Origin of the sequence: Streptomyces subrutilus (assembly GCF_008704535.1) — a bacterium.
Classification (GTDB): domain Bacteria; phylum Actinomycetota; class Actinomycetes; order Streptomycetales; family Streptomycetaceae; genus Streptomyces; species Streptomyces subrutilus.
The window spans coordinates 4,732,854-4,747,039 of sequence record NZ_CP023701.1 but is presented as its reverse complement, the minus strand read 5'-3'; the positions used below and the strand labels follow the sequence as shown (position 1 = coordinate 4,747,039).

Below are 14,186 nucleotides of genomic sequence, written 5' to 3'. Positions count from 1 at the left end.
CTAGAGTTCGAGGGCGCCCAGCTGGATGGCTTCCAGGTCCGCGCAGCCGCCGGCCGCGAGGTCGAGGAGGGCGTTGAGCTCCTTGCGGTCGAAGGGCTCGCCCTCGGCGGTGCCCTGGACCTCGACGAAGCGGCCGTCGCCGGTGCACACCACGTTCATGTCGGTCTCGGCCCGCACGTCCTCCTCGTAGCAGAGGTCGAGGAGCGGCTCGCCGTCGACGATGCCGACGCTGACGGCGGCGACGGTGCCGGTGAGCGGCTTGCGGCCGGCCTTGACCAGCTTCTTCTTCTGGCCCCAGGCGACGGCGTCCGCGAGGGCGACGTACGCGCCGGTGATGGCTGCGGTGCGGGTGCCGCCGTCGGCCTGGAGGACGTCGCAGTCCAGGACGATGGTGTTCTCGCCGAGGGCCTTGTAGTCGATGACGGCGCGCAGCGAGCGGCCGATGAGTCGGGAGATCTCGTGGGTGCGGCCGCCGATCTTGCCGCGGACGGATTCGCGGTCGCCGCGGGTGTTGGTGGAGCGGGGCAGCATCGAGTACTCGGAGGTGACCCAGCCCTCGCCGCTGCCCTTGCGCCAGCGCGGGACGCCTTCGGTGAAGGAGGCGGTGCAGAAGACCTTGGTGTCTCCGAAGGAGATGAGGACGGAGCCCTCGGCGTGCTTGCTCCATCCGCGTTCGATGGTGACCGGGCGGAGCTGTTCGGGCGTACGGCCGTCGATGCGAGACATGGGTCCGAGCCTAATGGCTGCGGGGGAACGCGAGGACCCCGTCCGGAGGGGTCCGGTACGGGGTCGTCGGTGGTGGTGCGGGTGCTGCGGGTCCGGCTAGGGAGCCTGGATCACATCATGTCTTCGATGTCGGCGGCGATCGGGTCGGCGTCGGTGCCGATGACGACCTGGATCGCGGTGCCCATCTTGACGACGCCGTGGGCGCCGGCGGCCTTCAGCGCGACCTCGTCGACCAGGGCGGGGTCCTTGACCTCGGTGCGGAGGCGGGTGATGCAGCCCTCGACCTCTTCGATGTTGTCGATCCCGCCGAGCCCGGCGACGATCTTCTCAGCCTTGGTGGCCATGTGTTTCTCCCTGAGTTCTACGAAGAACGAGTCTCGGCGGCCAGTCAGTCACGGGTGCCCGCCACTGCGGTCCGCGTTGTCACGGTAACCCACGGTTGGCGCATCTTCGCGAGCGCGTGAGCGGTCCCTGCCGAATGATGACGATCAGCAGCAACCTGCCCACAACTGGTCTACACCAGTGTGCCGCAAGTGTTGCGGCTGCCAAAAACGGGCCGGTCAGGGAGGACGCCGAATGAGCGCGAGCAGCGCAGCAGCAGAGTCGCGGCCGATGTGGTGGAACGGGTTGTTCCAGGGCCTGCAGAAGATGGGCCGCAGCCTGCAGCTGCCGATCGCCGTGCTCCCCGCGGCAGGCATCCTCAACCGTCTCGGACAGGACGACGTCTTCGGCAAGGACGGCCTGGGCTGGACCGACGTGGCCAGGGTGATGGCGGCCGCGGGCGGCTCGCTGCTCAACGCCGACCTGGGCCTGCCGCTGCTGTTCTGCGTCGGCGTGGCCATCGGCATGGCCAAGAAGGCGGACGGTTCGACGGCGCTGGCGGCGGTGGTCGGCTTCCTCGTCTACCGGGGCGTGCTGCGCGTCTTCCCCCAGCCCTGCCCGACCGGGACCCGGGACGTCGGGGGCGGCTGCCTGGGACCGGACCAGACCCTCGCCGAGTACACGTTCCAGAACCCGGGGGTCTTCGGCGGCATCGTGATGGGCCTGCTGGCGGCCTGGTTCTGGAAGCGCTACCACCGGGTGAAGCTGGTGGACTGGCTCGGCTTCTTCAACGGCCGGCGGCTGGTCCCGATCATCATGACCTTCGTCGCGATCGCGTTCGCCGTGGTCTGCCTGTGGGTCTGGCCGCCGATCGGCGACGCGCTGCAGAGCTTCTCGGACTGGCTGGTGGGTCTGGGCTCGTGGGGCGCCGGCATCTTCGGGCTCGCGAACCGGGCGCTGCTGGTGATCGGCCTGCACCAGTTCCTGAACGTGCCGGTGTGGTTCCAGTTCGGCAGCTTCACCAAGCCGGACGGCCAGGTGGTGCACGGTGACATCCCGATGTTCCTGGCGGGCGACCCGGCGGCGGGGCAGTTCCTGTCCGGCTTCTTCCCGATCATGATGTTCGCGCTTCCGGCGGCGGCGCTGGCGATCACCCACTGCGCGAAGCCGGCGCGCCGCAAGGAGGTCGGCGGCCTGATGCTGTCGGTCGGCCTGACGTCCTTCGTCACGGGCATCACGGAGCCGCTGGAGTACTCGTTCCTCTTCGTCGCCCCGCTGCTGTACGCGATCCACGCGGTGCTGACCGGCGTCTCGATGGCGGTGACCTGGGCGCTGGGCGTGCACGACGGGTTCAGCTTCTCGGCCGGCCTGATCGACTACCTCATCAACTGGAGCCTGGCGACCAAGCCGTGGATGATCATCCCGATCGGGCTGGTCTTCGCCCTCGTCTACTACGCGGTCTTCCGCTTCGCCATCACGAAGTTCGACATCCCGACCCCGGGCCGGGAGTCGGACGAGGAGATCGAGGCGATGGAGGGGGAGAACACCAAGGCGTAGCCAAGCCGTTATGAAGGCGCGGCCCTGCCGCGCCGGGCCTTTCGGCCCCGACTTCCAGGCCCTCGGATCCCTTGATCCGGGGGCCTCGGCCATGTCCGGAGGTCCGTGGTCGCGGTCGTACGGCCGCCGCGGCCGGGGTGTGGCGCAGGCCACAGGAAAACGAAGGTTCCTTATCTAACCCTCACCGTGTTACAACTGGTCTACACCACCTATTGGTGTAGACCACGAGGGCCCGTCAGGGACCGCGGTCCACCTTTCTGAGACGTCGCCATCCCCATTTTCTGTCCCCTGGCGGCGCCTTGCCCACTGGAGGAACCACATGTCCACAGCGACCGCTGCGGAAAAGAAGAAGGGCGCTGGCGTGATGGCCGTCATGCAGCGCATCGGCCGGAGCCTCATGCTTCCCGTTGCCGTGCTGCCTGCCGGCGCTCTCCTGCTCCGCCTGGGCGCGGGCGACATGCTCGGCGACAAGGACGTCTTCCCGACGTTCGTCGTCAAGATCGCCGGTTACATGGCCGCCGGTGGTGGCGCGATCCTCGACAACATGGCGCTGCTGTTCGCCGTCGGCATCGCGATCGGCTTCGCCAAGAAGTCGGACGGCTCGACCGCGCTGGCGGCCGTGACCGGTTACCTGGTCTTCCAGAAGGTCCTGGCGACCTTCACCGACAGCAACCTGCCCAAGGTCGCCAAGGTCGACGCCGGCAAGATCGTCATGCTGGACGCCCCGGTCAACGCCGGTGTCCTCGGCGGTGTCGTGATGGGCATCATCACGGCCCTGCTGTACCAGAAGTTCTACCGGACCAAGCTGCCCGACTGGGCGGGCTTCTTCGGCGGCCGCCGCCTCGTCCCGATCCTCTCGGCCCTCGCGGGTCTGGTCACCGGCATCGTCTTCGGTCTGATCTGGCCGGTCCTCGGCACCGGTCTGCACAACTTCGGTGAGTGGCTCGTCGGCTCCGGCTCCGTCGGCGCGGGCATCTTCGGTGTCGCCAACCGTGCGCTGATCCCGATCGGCATGCACCACCTGCTGAACTCCTTCCCGTGGTTCCAGGCCGGCTCGTTCGACACCGCCACCGGCGCCGTCCACGGCGACATAGCCCGCTTCCTCGCCGGCGACCCGACCGCCGGACAGTTCATGACCGGCTTCTTCCCGATCATGATGTTCGCCCTCCCGGCGGCCTGCCTCGCGATCGTCCACTGCGCCCGCCCCGAGCGCCGCAAGGTCGTCGGCGGCATGATGTTCTCGCTCGCCGCCACCGCGTTCGTCACCGGTGTGACCGAGCCGATCGAGTTCACCTTCATGTTCATCGCCCCGGTGCTCTACGCGATCCACGCGGTCCTCACCGGTGTCTCCCTGGCCCTCACCTGGGCCCTGGGGATGCGCGACGGGTTCGGCTTCTCCGCCGGCGCCGTCGACTTCCTCCTCAACCTCGGCATCGCGGACAACCCGTGGGGCCTGGCCGGAGTCGGCCTCTGCTTCGCGGTGGTCTACTACTTCGTCTTCCGCTTCGCCATCACCAAGTTCAACCTGCCCACCCCGGGCCGCGAGTCCGACGAGGAGCTCGCCGAGCTGGCCAAGGCCGAGGCCAAGTAGGCCCCGCCCGCAGCCTGCCGCCCCGCGGCGATTCAGGACCGAAGCCCCTGCCTTTCCTTCCGAAAGGCAGGGGCTTCGGCCTGTCCGCGTTCCCTAGCGTGGAACCATGACCGACAACGAGCAGCCCCGCATCCTCGACCTCGATCGCGACCGGCTCGCCGCCCTGCGCGGCCGCGCCCTGACCCGGGCCGTGGCCGCCGCCGAAGGGCGGACGATGGTCGCCGAGGTCTTCGCCGAACGCGCCGCCCTGTCCCCCCACCCGGACGGGCGCGGGGTGCACAACGCCGAGCTCGTCGCCGCCTTCGGAGCGGACGTCGTCGTACTGAACCTCATCGAGCGGGCCTGGGACGGCGAGCGGCTGCGGCTGCCGGGCCTCGGCGAGTTCACCTCCTTCACCGAGCTGGCCCGGGTGATCGGGCGGCCCGTCGGGGTGAACCTGGAGCCCGGCGACGTGCCCGAGATACGCCGGGCGAAGCCCGAGCACGCCAAGCGGCTGGTCGACATGGGCGCCGCGCTGCTGTGCATCACCGCGAACCCGGGCACGGGCGGTTCGTACGAGGCGATGGCCCGGGTCACCGCGGAACTGCGCGCCGGCCTCGACCCCGACACGGCCCTGTGGTCGGGCAAGATGCACCACGCCGGACACCCCGAACGGGTCACCGCGGCACGGCTGACGGCGCTGGTCGACGCGGGCGCCGACGGCGTGGTCATGCCGCTGCCCGGAACCCTGCCCGGGGTGACCCGGGAGCTGGCCGCCGAGGCGGTGGCCGCCGTCCAGGACGCGGGCGCGATCGTGATGGGCGCGATCGGCACCAGCCAGGAGGGCTCCCACGCCGACGTGGTGCCGCAACTCGCCCTCAACGCCAAGGAGGCGGGCTTCGACGCGCACCACTTCGGGGACTCCTACATCCCCGGCGTGTGCGACCCGGAGGTCATGTACGCGTACTCGGTGGCGATCCGCGGCCGGCGCCACACCTGGAACCGGATGGCGCTGGGCGGCCGGCAGGCGCGGTCCTGACGTCCGTACGCGGGGGCGGGACGGACCCCGGCGGGCGGTCAGAGCTCGTAGACGGCGCCCGTGTGGGCCAGGTCGACGCGGCCGTCGTAGGCCGCGCGGGCGTCGGCGAGGTTCTGCTCGGCGTCGGTCCACGGCGGGATGTGGGTCAGGACGAGCCGGCCGACCTTGCCGTCGCGGGCGTACTCGCCGGCCTCGCGGCCGTTGAGGTGCAGGTCGGGGATGTCCTCCTTGCCGTGGGTGAAGGAGGCCTCGCACAGGAAGAGGTCGGCGCCCTCGGCGAGCCGGCCCAGCTCGGCGCAGGTGCCGGTGTCGCCGGAGTACACGAGCGAACGGCCGCCGTGCTCGACGCGGATGCCGTAGGACTCCACCGGGTGGCAGACCTTCTCGGTGCGGATCCGGAACGGGCCGATCTCGAAGCTGCCCGGCTTCAGGGTGCGGAAGTCGAAGACCTCGCTCATCGAGCGCTCGTCGGGCACGTCGTCGTAGGCGGTGGTCAGGCGCTTCTCGGTGCCCTCGGGGCCGTAGACGGGGATGGTGCCGCAGCGGCCGCCCTCGTGCCGGTAGAAGCGGGCCACGAAATAGGCGCACATGTCGATGCAGTGGTCGGCGTGCAGGTGGCTCAGGAAGATCGCGTCGAGGTCGTAGAGACCGGTGTGGCGCTGGAGTTCGCCGAGGGCGCCGTTGCCCATGTCGAGGAGCAGCCGGAAGCCGTCGGCCTCGACGAGGTAGCTCGAACAGGCCGATTCCGCGGACGGGAACGAGCCCGAACAGCCGACGACGGTGAGCTTCATGGAGCGTGAACCTCCGTGGACGGTCCGTGGACGGAATGCGGGCCGTGCGTGGGTCGAGCGTAAGGCGCGAAACGACCGGTCGCTCCTCCGCGGCAGGCCGTTGTGGGGGGAATCACCTGCGCTGTCACCCGGGGGAGCGACGCGGGGCGCCGGGGTTGCCGTCCTGCCGTGCCGGGGCACCCCCGCGGGGCTACGGTCGGAACATGGACACGTCCTGGTGGCCCGCCGTGGCCGCGGTCGTGGCCGTGGCGCTGGTGGTGCTGGTCGCCGGGGACCGGCCGCGGCTCCCCCGCCGGGCCCCGCCCGCGCACGGGTCCGGCCCGCCGCCGCGGCCCGGGGCGGGCGAGGTGTGGTCGCTGGCCGACGGCCGGACGTGCCTGGTGCTGGCGGCGGGGCGGGTACGGGACGGCCGGGCGCGGGTCGCGTGGATCACGGGGAGGTACGACGACCGGCGGGCCGGGGTGATCCCGCTGCCGCCGGGAACCGTGGGCACGGCGCAGGGCCGGGTGGGTTACCTGGAGGCGGACCGGCCGCAGGAGGTGTCCCTGTGGGAGTTCCGCGGCCGGCTGGGCACGCTGGACCCGACGGTGTGGGACGAGGTCAGGGGGCTGGGACTCGGCGGGGACGGCGGCCGGTGATCCGGCCCCCGGTCCGGGGCGGGATCACCGGCCGCCCGGCCTAGGTCGTCTCTTTCGGATCTTGTCGGCCGAGCCCGCGGCGTCTGGTGCCGTGCCCGGGCGTGCTGCCGGGGCGCTCGCGTACTGGACGTACGTGGTCGCCTCGGCAGTGCGGCCAGGCACGGTGCCAGGCGTCGCGGGCCCGGCAAGATCCGAAAGAGACGGCCTAGGCCCAGAGCTGGCCCTGGAGGGCCTCGATCGCCTCGTGCGTGGTCGCGGCCGTGTACACGCCCGTCGACAGGTACTTCCACCCGCCGTCGGCGACGACGAACACGATGTCCGCGCTCTCGCCCGCGGCCACCGCCTTGCGGCCGACCCCGATCGCCGCGTGCAGGGCCGCGCCGGTCGAGACGCCCGCGAAGATGCCCTCCTGCTGGAGCAGTTCCCGGGTACGGGTCACGGCGTCGGCCGAGCCGACCGAGTAGCGGGTGGTCAGCACGGATGCGTCGTAGAGCTCGGGGACGAAGCCCTCGTCCAGGTTGCGCAGTCCGTAGACCAGGTCGTCGTAGCGCGGCTCGGCGGCGACGATGCGCACGCCCTCGACGTGCTCGCGCAGGTAGCGGCCGACGCCCATCAGGGTGCCGGTCGTGCCGAGGCCGGCCACGAAGTGGGTGATCGACGGGAGGTCGGCGAGGATCTCCGGGCCCGTGGTGGCGTAGTGGGCGCCCGCGTTGTCCGGGTTGCCGTACTGGTAGAGCATCACCCAGTCGGGGTGCTGCTCCGCGAGCTCCTTGGCGACCCGGACCGCGGTGTTGGACCCACCCGCGGCCGGGGACGGGATGATCTCGGCTCCCCACATGCCCAGCAGGTCGCGCCGCTCCTGTGAGGTGTTCTCCGGCATGACGCACACGATCCGGTAGCCCTTGAGCTTCGCGGCCATGGCGAGCGAGATGCCCGTGTTGCCGGAGGTGGGCTCCAGGATCGTGCAGCCGGGGACCAGGCGGCCGTCCTTCTCGGCCTGCTCGACCATGTGGAGCGCGGGGCGGTCCTTGATCGAGCCGGTCGGGTTGCGGTCCTCCAGCTTCGCCCAGATCCGTACGTCGGCGGAGGGCGAGAGCCGGGGCAGCCGGACGAGCGGCGTGTTGCCGACCGCGGCGAGCGGGGAGTCGTAGCGCATTACTTCGATCCGCCGGCCACGGCCGGGAGGATGGTGACGCTGTCGCCGTCCTTGAGCTCGGTGGAGATGCCGGCGAGGAAGCGGACGTCCTCGTCGTTGAGGTAGACGTTCACGAAGCGGCGCAGCTCGCCGCCCTTGGCCTCGTCGACGATGCGCTCCTGGATGCCCTTGTGGCGGGTCTCCAGGTCGGAGAAGAGCTCCGCCAGGGTGCCGCCCTCGCCGGAGACGGCCTTCTCGCCGTCGGTGTAGGTGCGGAGGATGGTGGGGATGCGGACCTCGATGGCCATGGCGGGCTCCTGTGTCGTCTCGGCGCGATCGCTTGATCGCGTGAGGGCGTGCGGGTCGTACGGGGTGACGTGCGTGACGTGCGGGCTGGATCGCGCGCGGGGTGCCCGCGCGGGCGGGGCTGTGGTGCTCAGGCAGCGGGACAGATGGCGCTGGCGAGGCGGCACAGGTCGACGTGCAGCCGCGCCACGAGCAGCAGTCTGCCGGGCGTCTCGATGCTCACGTCGGGGGAAACCATGCGGTCATGTTAACGATTCCCGCTCCCCCGTTTGGAGTGTGATCCCGCATCGTGGACCCCTACCGCTCACATACTGGTCAGTAATCTGTCACGACCTGCACTTCCTCCTCCGTGATCACACCCTCGACGATGCGGTACGAGCGGAACTGGAACTCCCCGAGGCCGTCCGCGTCGGCCGTGGAGACGAGCACGTAGTGGGCGCCGGGCTCGTTCGCGTAGGTGACGTCCGTGCGCGAGGGGTAGGCCTCGGTGGCGGTGTGCGAGTGGTAGACGATCACCGGCTCCTCGTCCCGGTCGTCCAGGTCGCGGTAGAGCTTCAGCAGGTCCTTCGAGTCGAACTCGTAGAACGTGGGCGAGCGGGCCGCGTTCAGCATCGGGACGAACCGCTCCGGGCGGTCGGTGCCCGCCGGGCCGGCCACCACGCCGCAGGCCTCGTCGGGGTGGTCCCGGCGGGCGTGCTCGACGATCCGGTCGTACAGGGCCTGGGTGAGGGTCAGCATGAGCGACAGGATAAGCAGACGGGCCCTCCCGTACCGAGGTGTGGTACGGGAGGGCCCGAATGGTGGACACGCCGTCGGAGCGGCCCGGCCGGCGGGGTGCGGGTCCCGGCCGCGGCGGGCGGCCGGGAGCCGGGTGCGGCCGGCGGTCAGGCGGCCTTGTTGAAGGCGGCGCCCTCCGGGTTGCGGCGCTTGAGGACCAGGTAGGAGGCGCCGAGGACCAGGCCCCACAGCGGGGCGCAGTAGAGCGAGACCCGGGAGTCCTTGTCGACGCCCATCATCACGATGACCATGCCGATGAAGAGCAGCGAGAACCAGCTGGTCCACGGCGCTCCGGGGGCCCGGAAGGGGGAGCCGGGCAGTTCGCCGCGGTCGGCCTTGGCCCGGTACTTGATCTGGCAGACCAGGATCATGATCCAGGCCCACATGCCGGAGATGGTGGCGAAGGAGACGACGTAGTCGAAGGCCTTGCCCGGGGCGACGTAGTTGATCCAGACGCCCACCAGCATCAGCGCGGCGGAGAAGGTGGTGCCGACGAGCGGGGTGCCGCTCCTGGTGAGCTTGGTGAAGACCTTCGGGCCCTGGCCGTTGAGGGCGAGGTCGCGCAGCATGCGGCCGGTGGAGTACATGCCCGAGTTGCAGGAGGACAGGGCGGCGGTCAGCACGACGAAGTTGACGATCGCGGCGCCGACGCCCAGGCCCATGCGCTCGAAGGCGGCGACGAAGGGCGAGACGCCGGGCTGGAAGTGGGACCACGGGACGACCGACAGGATCATGATCAGGGCGCCGACGTAGAAGACGGCGATGCGCCACGGCACGGTGTTGATGGCCTTGGGCAGGGTCTTCTCGGGGTCCTTGGACTCGCCGGCGGTGACGCCGACCAGCTCGACGGCGAGGAAGGCGAACATGACGATCTGGAGGGTCATCAGCGTGCCGCCGATGCCCTTGGGGAAGAAGCCGCCGTCGTTCCACAGGTTGGAGACGGAGGCGGTCGCGGCGGCGTCGGAGAAGCCGATGGTGAGGATGCCGGCGCAGATCAGGATCATGCCGACGATGGCGGTGACCTTGACCATGGAGAACCAGAACTCCAGCTCGCCGAAGAGCTTCACGGAGATCAGGTTGGCGCCGTAGAGGATGACCGTGAAGATCAGGGCGTAGGCCCATTGCGGGAAGCCGTCGTGCGTCCAGTACGCCATGTACTTCGCGGCCGCGGTGACCTCGGTGATGCCGGTGACCACCCAGAACAGCCAGTACGTCCAGCCGGTCGCGTAGCCCCAGAACGGGCCCAGGAACTGGCGGGCGTAGTCCGAGAAGGAGCCGGAGACGGGGCGGTACATGAGCAGTTCGCCCAGGGCCCGCATGATGAAGAAGATGACCAGGCCCGCGATGGCGTAGGCCAGGATCAGGCTCGGGCCGGCCTTGGAGATGGCCTTGCCCGCACCCAGGAACAGGCCGGTGCCGATGGCACCGCCGATCGCGATCATCTGGATCTGGCGGGCTCCGAGCGCGCGGTGGTAACCCTCGCCGCCCTGGCCCTCGCCGCCCTCGCCGGGCTTCTTGCCGTGCTGCTCGACCTGCACAGAGGTCATGTCTGGTGCGCCTTTCTCCACGCCGGTCCGCGCCTCGACTGGCTGCGGATCGGGTCCTCGATCCCCCCGGATACGGATGGAGTTGCACTCCGGCGGTCAGCCGGTCGGAGCAGGCCGCGGGACATGGGTGGCGTCCCGTCGGCGGTCGTGAAGATTTATCACGGGCTTACGGGTGATCGAGGGAACCGGGTGTGGCGCAGCCCACAGGAAATTCAGGACATCAGGGGAAAAAGCAATCAGATCACCGCATCGCGGTGATCTGATCGTTATCCGGATTTGAGCGTCCGCTGAGCGAACGTCCGGGGCGCCGCGGGTCTCAGAGGGTCTCGATGAGGGTCTCCTGGAGACCGCCGAGCCAGAGGTACGCCATCACCATCGGCTTGCGCGGATCGTCGTCCGGCAGCCGGAAGAGCACCGCGCCCTCGTCGTCCTCGGTGATGTCGAGGCGGGCGGCGATGGTCAGGCGCAGGTCGTTGAGCGCGCCGAGCCAGCGCAGCGGCAGCTCCCCGGTCAGCTCCAGCACCACGGCCCCGTCGCCGGCCGGGGCGAGCCCGTCCAGACTGCGGACGACGGCCAGCGCGTCCTCGCGCTTGCGGGTGCGCAGGTCGTTCTCGGTGAAGCGGCGGAATTCCGCCGACCGCGCCGTCAGCTCGGCCGGGTCCACGCCCGCGTCCCCTTCCCCGTCGGGGGCGCCGTAGGCGTCGGGGAAGAGGCGGGCCAGCGCCGGGTCGGACGGGGGCTCGGAGGGGCCCTCCGCGAACAGCGCGGCCAGCGGGTCGGCGTCCGCGTCGGGCTCGGGGGCGCCGGGCCCGATCAGCTCCAGCAGCTGGACCGCGAGCGAGCGCAGGATGGAGACCTCGACCTCGTCGAGCGCGATGGCGGCGCCGCCGCCGTCCCCCAGGGCTTCGAACGTGCCGCCCATCAGCCGCGGTCCTGCGTCAGCGTCGCCCACAGGCCGTAGCCGTGCATGGCCTGCACGTCGCGCTCCATTTCCTCGCGGGTGCCGCTGGAGACGACCGCCCGCCCCTTGTGGTGGACGTCGAGCATCAGCCGGTGCGCCTTGTCCTTGGGGTAGCCGAAGTACGCCTGGAACACGTAGGCCACGTAGCTCATGAGGTTGACCGGGTCGTTGTGCACCAGGGTCACCCAGGGGACGTCGGGTTCGGGGACCGCGAAGGTCTCTTCGGCCGATTCGGTGCGTTCGATCTCAATGGGAGCAACACTCACTCGTCCCATGCTGCCACTGCGGAGGGCCCGTCGCACAAACGGGGCCTAGATCTCGTCACTCTGACGAAATGTGCGCTAGCATCCCTGACATGAACCCTGCGGACCTGGGCCTGCCGGTGGACGTGCCGTCGACAGCGCTCTTCACGGACCATTACGAGCTCACGATGCTGCAGGCCGCGCTGGCCAACGGCACCGCCGACCGCCGCTCGGTCTTCGAGGTCTTCACCCGGCGGCTGCCCGAGGGGCGCCGCTACGGCGTGGTCGGCGGCACCGGCCGGGTGCTGGACGCGGTCGAGAACTTCCGCTTCGACGGCGCCGTGCTGGAGTTCCTGCGCGAGCGGGCCGTCGTCGACGCACGGACGCTGGAGTGGCTGGCCTCGTACCGCTTCTCCGGCGACATCTGGGGCTACCCGGAGGGCGAGGTCTACTTCCCCGGCTCCCCGGTCCTGCGCGTGGAGGGCAGCTTCGCCGAGTGCGTGCTGCTGGAGACCGTGGTCCTGTCGATCCTCAACCACGACTCGGCCATCGCCGCGGCCGCCTCCCGGATGTCCTCGGCCGCCGGCGGTCGCCCGCTGATCGAGATGGGCGCCCGGCGCACCCACGAGCTGGCGGCGGTGGCCGCGGCCCGCGCCGCGTACGTGGGCGGTTTCGCCTCCACCTCGGACCTGGCGGCCGGCTTCCGGTACGGCATCCCGACGGTCGGCACCAGCGCGCACGCCTTCACCCTGGTCCACGACAGCGAGCGGGACGCGTTCACCGCACAGGTGGCCTCGCTCGGCGGCGGGACCACGCTGCTGGTGGACACCTACGACGTGGCGGAGGCGGTCCGCACCGCCGTGGAGGTCGCGGGGACGGGGCTGGGCGCGGTGCGCATCGACTCCGGCGACCTGCTGCTGGTGGCCCACCGGGTGCGCCAGCAGCTCGACGAGCTGGGGGCGACCGGGACGCGGATCGTGGTCACCTCGGACCTGGACGAGTACGCCATCGCCTCGCTGGCGGCGGCCCCGGTCGACGCGTACGGCGTGGGCACGCAGCTGGTGACGGGCAGCGGGCACCCCACGTGCTCGATGGTCTACAAGCTGGTGGCGCGGGCGGCCTCGGCGGACCCGAAGGCGGCGCTGGTGCCGGTGGCGAAGAAGTCCTCGGGCGGCAAGACCTCGCTCGGCGGCCGCAAGTGGGCGGCCCGCCGCCGGGACGCCGACGGGGTCGCCGAGGCGGAGGTCGTGGGCCTGGGCCCGGTGCCGGCCGCGCTGGCCGGCGACCAGCTGGCGACCCTGCTCGTGAAGGCGGGCGAGGTGGTGACCCGCGAGCCGCTGGAGGCGGCCCGCGACCGCCACCGCGCGGCCCTGGCGGGGCTCCCGCTGTCGGCGACGCAGCTCTCGCGCGGCGAGGCCGTGATCCCCACCGAGTACGTCTGAGCGGCCGCGGCCGCTCCCGCCTCCGGTGAAACCCGTGGGGCGGGAGCGGGGCAGGGCGCCCGGTTTCGGGCAGGGGCGGGGTGGGGGAAGAGCCTCCGCGGGCCCCGACCCCGCTCCACCACAACGAACCGAAGGGCACGCGCCATGCACCGCGCACTGATCGTCGTCGACGTCCAGAACGACTTCTGCGAAGGCGGCAGCCTCGCGGTCGCCGGCGGGGCCGACGTCGCCGCGGCCGTCACCGAGCTGATAGGCCAGGCCACGCCCGGCTACCGGCACGTGGTGGCGACCCGCGACCACCACGTCGACCCGGGCGCCCACTTCGCGCACCCGCCGGCCGAGCCGGACTACGAGACCTCCTGGCCGGTCCACTGCGTCGCCGGCACCGAGGGCGTCGGCTTCCACCCGAACTTCGCCCCCGCCGTCGCGTCCGGGGCCATCGCCGCCGTCTTCGACAAGGGCGCGTACGAGGCGGCCTACAGCGGCTTCGAGGGCGCCGACGAGAACGGGGCCCGCCTGGCCGAGTGGCTGCGCGAGCGGGAGGTCACCGAGGTGGACGTGGTCGGCATCGCCACCGACCACTGCGTGAAGGCCACCGCCCTCGACGCCGCCCGCGCCGGCTTCACCACCCGCGTCCTGCTCGACCTGACGGCCGCCGTCGCCCCGCACACCACCGCACGGGCCCTGGAAGAGCTCCGGGAGGCCGGGGTCCGGCTGGTCGGCGGCGGGGCCCGGCGGGTCGCCCCCGACGGGCCCGACGCGCTCTGAGGCCCCGGGCGGGACACCCGCCGCCCGTCCGGGCGGCCCCGGCCCTACCGCCCCAGCAGGGCCCGTATCGGGTGCCAGAGCTCGGCGGCCACGTCGGGCGCGCCGCGCCACAGGAGGCCGTCCGGATGGTGGAGGACGGCCGTCACCTCGTCGGGGGTCGGGGGCTGTGCGTTGCCCCGGAGGTACACGGCCCGCATTCCGAGGTTCCGCAGCCTGGTCAGGGCGCGGGCCCGGTTCGCGGCGTGCACCAGCACGCGGACGTTCCCACCCTCTCCGGAGGGTCTCGGCAGCGTGAGCGCGACCACCACGCTGCCGCCCGGCAATCTGACGAAACCGCCACCCGGCATGATCTTCAGCTCCCCCGTC

The 14,186-nt window shown here is 71.2% G+C and carries 17 protein-coding genes; 6 read left to right on the top strand and 11 right to left on the bottom strand.

The features are described 5' to 3' along the window. Together rph and CP968_RS20840 are read right to left on the bottom strand one after the other, a co-directional pair. Window positions 1-726, bottom strand: coding sequence for a ribonuclease PH (gene rph / locus CP968_RS20845; protein ID WP_150519445.1), 726 nt, complete (start codon window positions 724-726; stop codon window positions 1-3). A 110-nt stretch (window positions 727-836) separates the two neighbouring features. After that, entirely contained in the window at window positions 837-1,118 is a 282-nt protein-coding gene (locus tag CP968_RS20840; RefSeq protein WP_268253287.1) for a PTS sugar transporter subunit IIB, read from the bottom strand. 184 nt (window positions 1,119-1,302) lie between these two features. Between CP968_RS20840 and CP968_RS20835 the strand changes: the two genes are divergently transcribed. The 3 genes from CP968_RS20835 to CP968_RS20825 all read left to right on the top strand — a co-directional run bounded on the left by CP968_RS20835 (window position 1,303) and on the right by CP968_RS20825 (window position 5,213). Then, on the top strand, window positions 1,303-2,604 hold the full coding sequence (locus tag CP968_RS20835) for a PTS transporter subunit EIIC (protein ID WP_150519443.1): 1,302 nt from the start codon (window positions 1,303-1,305) through the stop codon (window positions 2,602-2,604). Between the two features lie 319 nt (window positions 2,605-2,923). Then, window positions 2,924-4,195, top strand: a complete 1,272-nt coding sequence (locus CP968_RS20830; protein WP_150519442.1) for a PTS transporter subunit EIIC — start codon at window positions 2,924-2,926, stop codon at window positions 4,193-4,195. A gap of 106 nt (window positions 4,196-4,301) precedes the next feature. After that, window positions 4,302-5,213, top strand: coding sequence for a DUF7916 family protein (locus CP968_RS20825; protein WP_150519441.1), 912 nt, complete (start codon window positions 4,302-4,304; stop codon window positions 5,211-5,213). Window positions 5,214-5,251: 38 nt separating this feature from the next. On the opposite strand, the gene CP968_RS20820 is transcribed toward CP968_RS20825, so the two are convergent. Further along, a complete protein-coding gene (locus CP968_RS20820; protein ID WP_150519440.1) occupies window positions 5,252-6,004 on the bottom strand; it encodes an MBL fold metallo-hydrolase in 753 nt (250 codons plus the stop codon). Window positions 6,005-6,207: 203 nt separating this feature from the next. Here CP968_RS20820 and CP968_RS20815 point away from each other — a divergent pair, with 203 nt between their 5' ends. Further along, a complete protein-coding gene (locus CP968_RS20815; protein WP_150519439.1) occupies window positions 6,208-6,642 on the top strand; it encodes a hypothetical protein in 435 nt (144 codons plus the stop codon). A 205-nt stretch (window positions 6,643-6,847) separates the two neighbouring features. Here CP968_RS20815 and CP968_RS20810 read toward each other — a convergent pair whose 3' ends face one another. The 7 genes from CP968_RS20810 to clpS form a co-directional block, all read right to left on the bottom strand. Further along, window positions 6,848-7,798 carry a PLP-dependent cysteine synthase family protein gene (locus tag CP968_RS20810; RefSeq protein ID WP_150519438.1) on the bottom strand — a complete coding sequence of 317 codons (951 nt, stop codon included), beginning with the start codon at window positions 7,796-7,798 and terminating at the stop codon, window positions 6,848-6,850. Beyond that, window positions 7,798-8,085 carry a MoaD/ThiS family protein gene (locus CP968_RS20805; RefSeq protein WP_150519437.1) on the bottom strand — a complete coding sequence of 96 codons (288 nt, stop codon included), beginning with the start codon at window positions 8,083-8,085 and terminating at the stop codon, window positions 7,798-7,800. Before CP968_RS20805 ends, CP968_RS20810 begins: the two co-directional genes overlap by 1 nt. Window positions 8,086-8,213: 128 nt before the next feature. Next, window positions 8,214-8,321, bottom strand: a complete 108-nt coding sequence (locus CP968_RS35585; RefSeq protein ID WP_327168163.1) for a putative leader peptide — start codon at window positions 8,319-8,321, stop codon at window positions 8,214-8,216. A 77-nt stretch (window positions 8,322-8,398) separates the two neighbouring features. Further along, entirely contained in the window at window positions 8,399-8,821 is a 423-nt protein-coding gene (locus tag CP968_RS20800) for a M67 family metallopeptidase (RefSeq protein ID WP_150519436.1), read from the bottom strand. Between the two features lie 146 nt (window positions 8,822-8,967). Then, entirely contained in the window at window positions 8,968-10,407 is a 1,440-nt protein-coding gene (locus tag CP968_RS20795) for an amino acid permease (protein WP_150519435.1), read from the bottom strand. 316 nt (window positions 10,408-10,723) lie between these two features. Continuing rightward, complete coding sequence (locus CP968_RS20790; RefSeq protein ID WP_150519434.1) at window positions 10,724-11,329, bottom strand: DUF2017 domain-containing protein; 606 nt, start codon at window positions 11,327-11,329, stop codon at window positions 10,724-10,726. Beyond that, window positions 11,329-11,643 (bottom strand): ATP-dependent Clp protease adapter ClpS, encoded by a 315-nt coding sequence (clpS, locus tag CP968_RS20785; RefSeq protein WP_150519433.1) that lies wholly within the window; start codon window positions 11,641-11,643, stop codon window positions 11,329-11,331. The genes CP968_RS20790 and clpS overlap by 1 nt, the downstream gene beginning before the upstream one ends. A gap of 80 nt (window positions 11,644-11,723) precedes the next feature. Between clpS and CP968_RS20780 the strand changes: the two genes are divergently transcribed. Then, a complete protein-coding gene (locus tag CP968_RS20780) occupies window positions 11,724-13,052 on the top strand; it encodes a nicotinate phosphoribosyltransferase (RefSeq protein ID WP_150519432.1) in 1,329 nt (442 codons plus the stop codon). 144 nt (window positions 13,053-13,196) lie between these two features. After that, window positions 13,197-13,820 (top strand): isochorismatase family protein, encoded by a 624-nt coding sequence (locus tag CP968_RS20775; RefSeq protein WP_150519431.1) that lies wholly within the window; start codon window positions 13,197-13,199, stop codon window positions 13,818-13,820. Between the two features lie 44 nt (window positions 13,821-13,864). On the opposite strand, the gene CP968_RS20770 is transcribed toward CP968_RS20775, so the two are convergent. Next, window positions 13,865-14,167, bottom strand: a complete 303-nt coding sequence (locus CP968_RS20770) for a hypothetical protein (RefSeq protein ID WP_150522030.1) — start codon at window positions 14,165-14,167, stop codon at window positions 13,865-13,867. Window positions 14,168-14,186 lie beyond the last annotated feature (19 nt).

What these genes read in the sequence shown, in the direction of transcription:
- rph (WP_150519445.1), bottom strand. Translation starts at nt 726, where the DNA reads ATGTCTCGCATCGACGGCCGTACGCCCGAACAGCTCCGCCCGGTCACC.
- CP968_RS20835 (WP_150519443.1), top strand. Translation starts at nt 1,303, where the DNA reads ATGAGCGCGAGCAGCGCAGCAGCAGAGTCGCGGCCGATGTGGTGGAAC.
- CP968_RS20830 (WP_150519442.1), top strand. Translation starts at nt 2,924, where the DNA reads ATGTCCACAGCGACCGCTGCGGAAAAGAAGAAGGGCGCTGGCGTGATG.
- CP968_RS20825 (WP_150519441.1), top strand. Translation starts at nt 4,302, where the DNA reads ATGACCGACAACGAGCAGCCCCGCATCCTCGACCTCGATCGCGACCGG.
- CP968_RS20820 (WP_150519440.1), bottom strand. Translation starts at nt 6,004, where the DNA reads ATGAAGCTCACCGTCGTCGGCTGTTCGGGCTCGTTCCCGTCCGCGGAA.
- CP968_RS20815 (WP_150519439.1), top strand. Translation starts at nt 6,208, where the DNA reads ATGGACACGTCCTGGTGGCCCGCCGTGGCCGCGGTCGTGGCCGTGGCG.
- CP968_RS20810 (WP_150519438.1), bottom strand. Translation starts at nt 7,798, where the DNA reads ATGCGCTACGACTCCCCGCTCGCCGCGGTCGGCAACACGCCGCTCGTC.
- CP968_RS20805 (WP_150519437.1), bottom strand. Translation starts at nt 8,085, where the DNA reads ATGGCCATCGAGGTCCGCATCCCCACCATCCTCCGCACCTACACCGAC.
- CP968_RS35585 (WP_327168163.1), bottom strand. Translation starts at nt 8,321, where the DNA reads ATGGTTTCCCCCGACGTGAGCATCGAGACGCCCGGCAGACTGCTGCTC.
- CP968_RS20800 (WP_150519436.1), bottom strand. Translation starts at nt 8,821, where the DNA reads ATGCTGACCCTCACCCAGGCCCTGTACGACCGGATCGTCGAGCACGCC.
- CP968_RS20795 (WP_150519435.1), bottom strand. Translation starts at nt 10,407, where the DNA reads ATGACCTCTGTGCAGGTCGAGCAGCACGGCAAGAAGCCCGGCGAGGGC.
- CP968_RS20790 (WP_150519434.1), bottom strand. Translation starts at nt 11,329, where the DNA reads ATGGGCGGCACGTTCGAAGCCCTGGGGGACGGCGGCGGCGCCGCCATC.
- clpS (WP_150519433.1), bottom strand. Translation starts at nt 11,643, where the DNA reads ATGGGACGAGTGAGTGTTGCTCCCATTGAGATCGAACGCACCGAATCG.
- CP968_RS20780 (WP_150519432.1), top strand. Translation starts at nt 11,724, where the DNA reads ATGAACCCTGCGGACCTGGGCCTGCCGGTGGACGTGCCGTCGACAGCG.
- CP968_RS20775 (WP_150519431.1), top strand. Translation starts at nt 13,197, where the DNA reads ATGCACCGCGCACTGATCGTCGTCGACGTCCAGAACGACTTCTGCGAA.
- CP968_RS20770 (WP_150522030.1), bottom strand. Translation starts at nt 14,167, where the DNA reads ATGCCGGGTGGCGGTTTCGTCAGATTGCCGGGCGGCAGCGTGGTGGTC.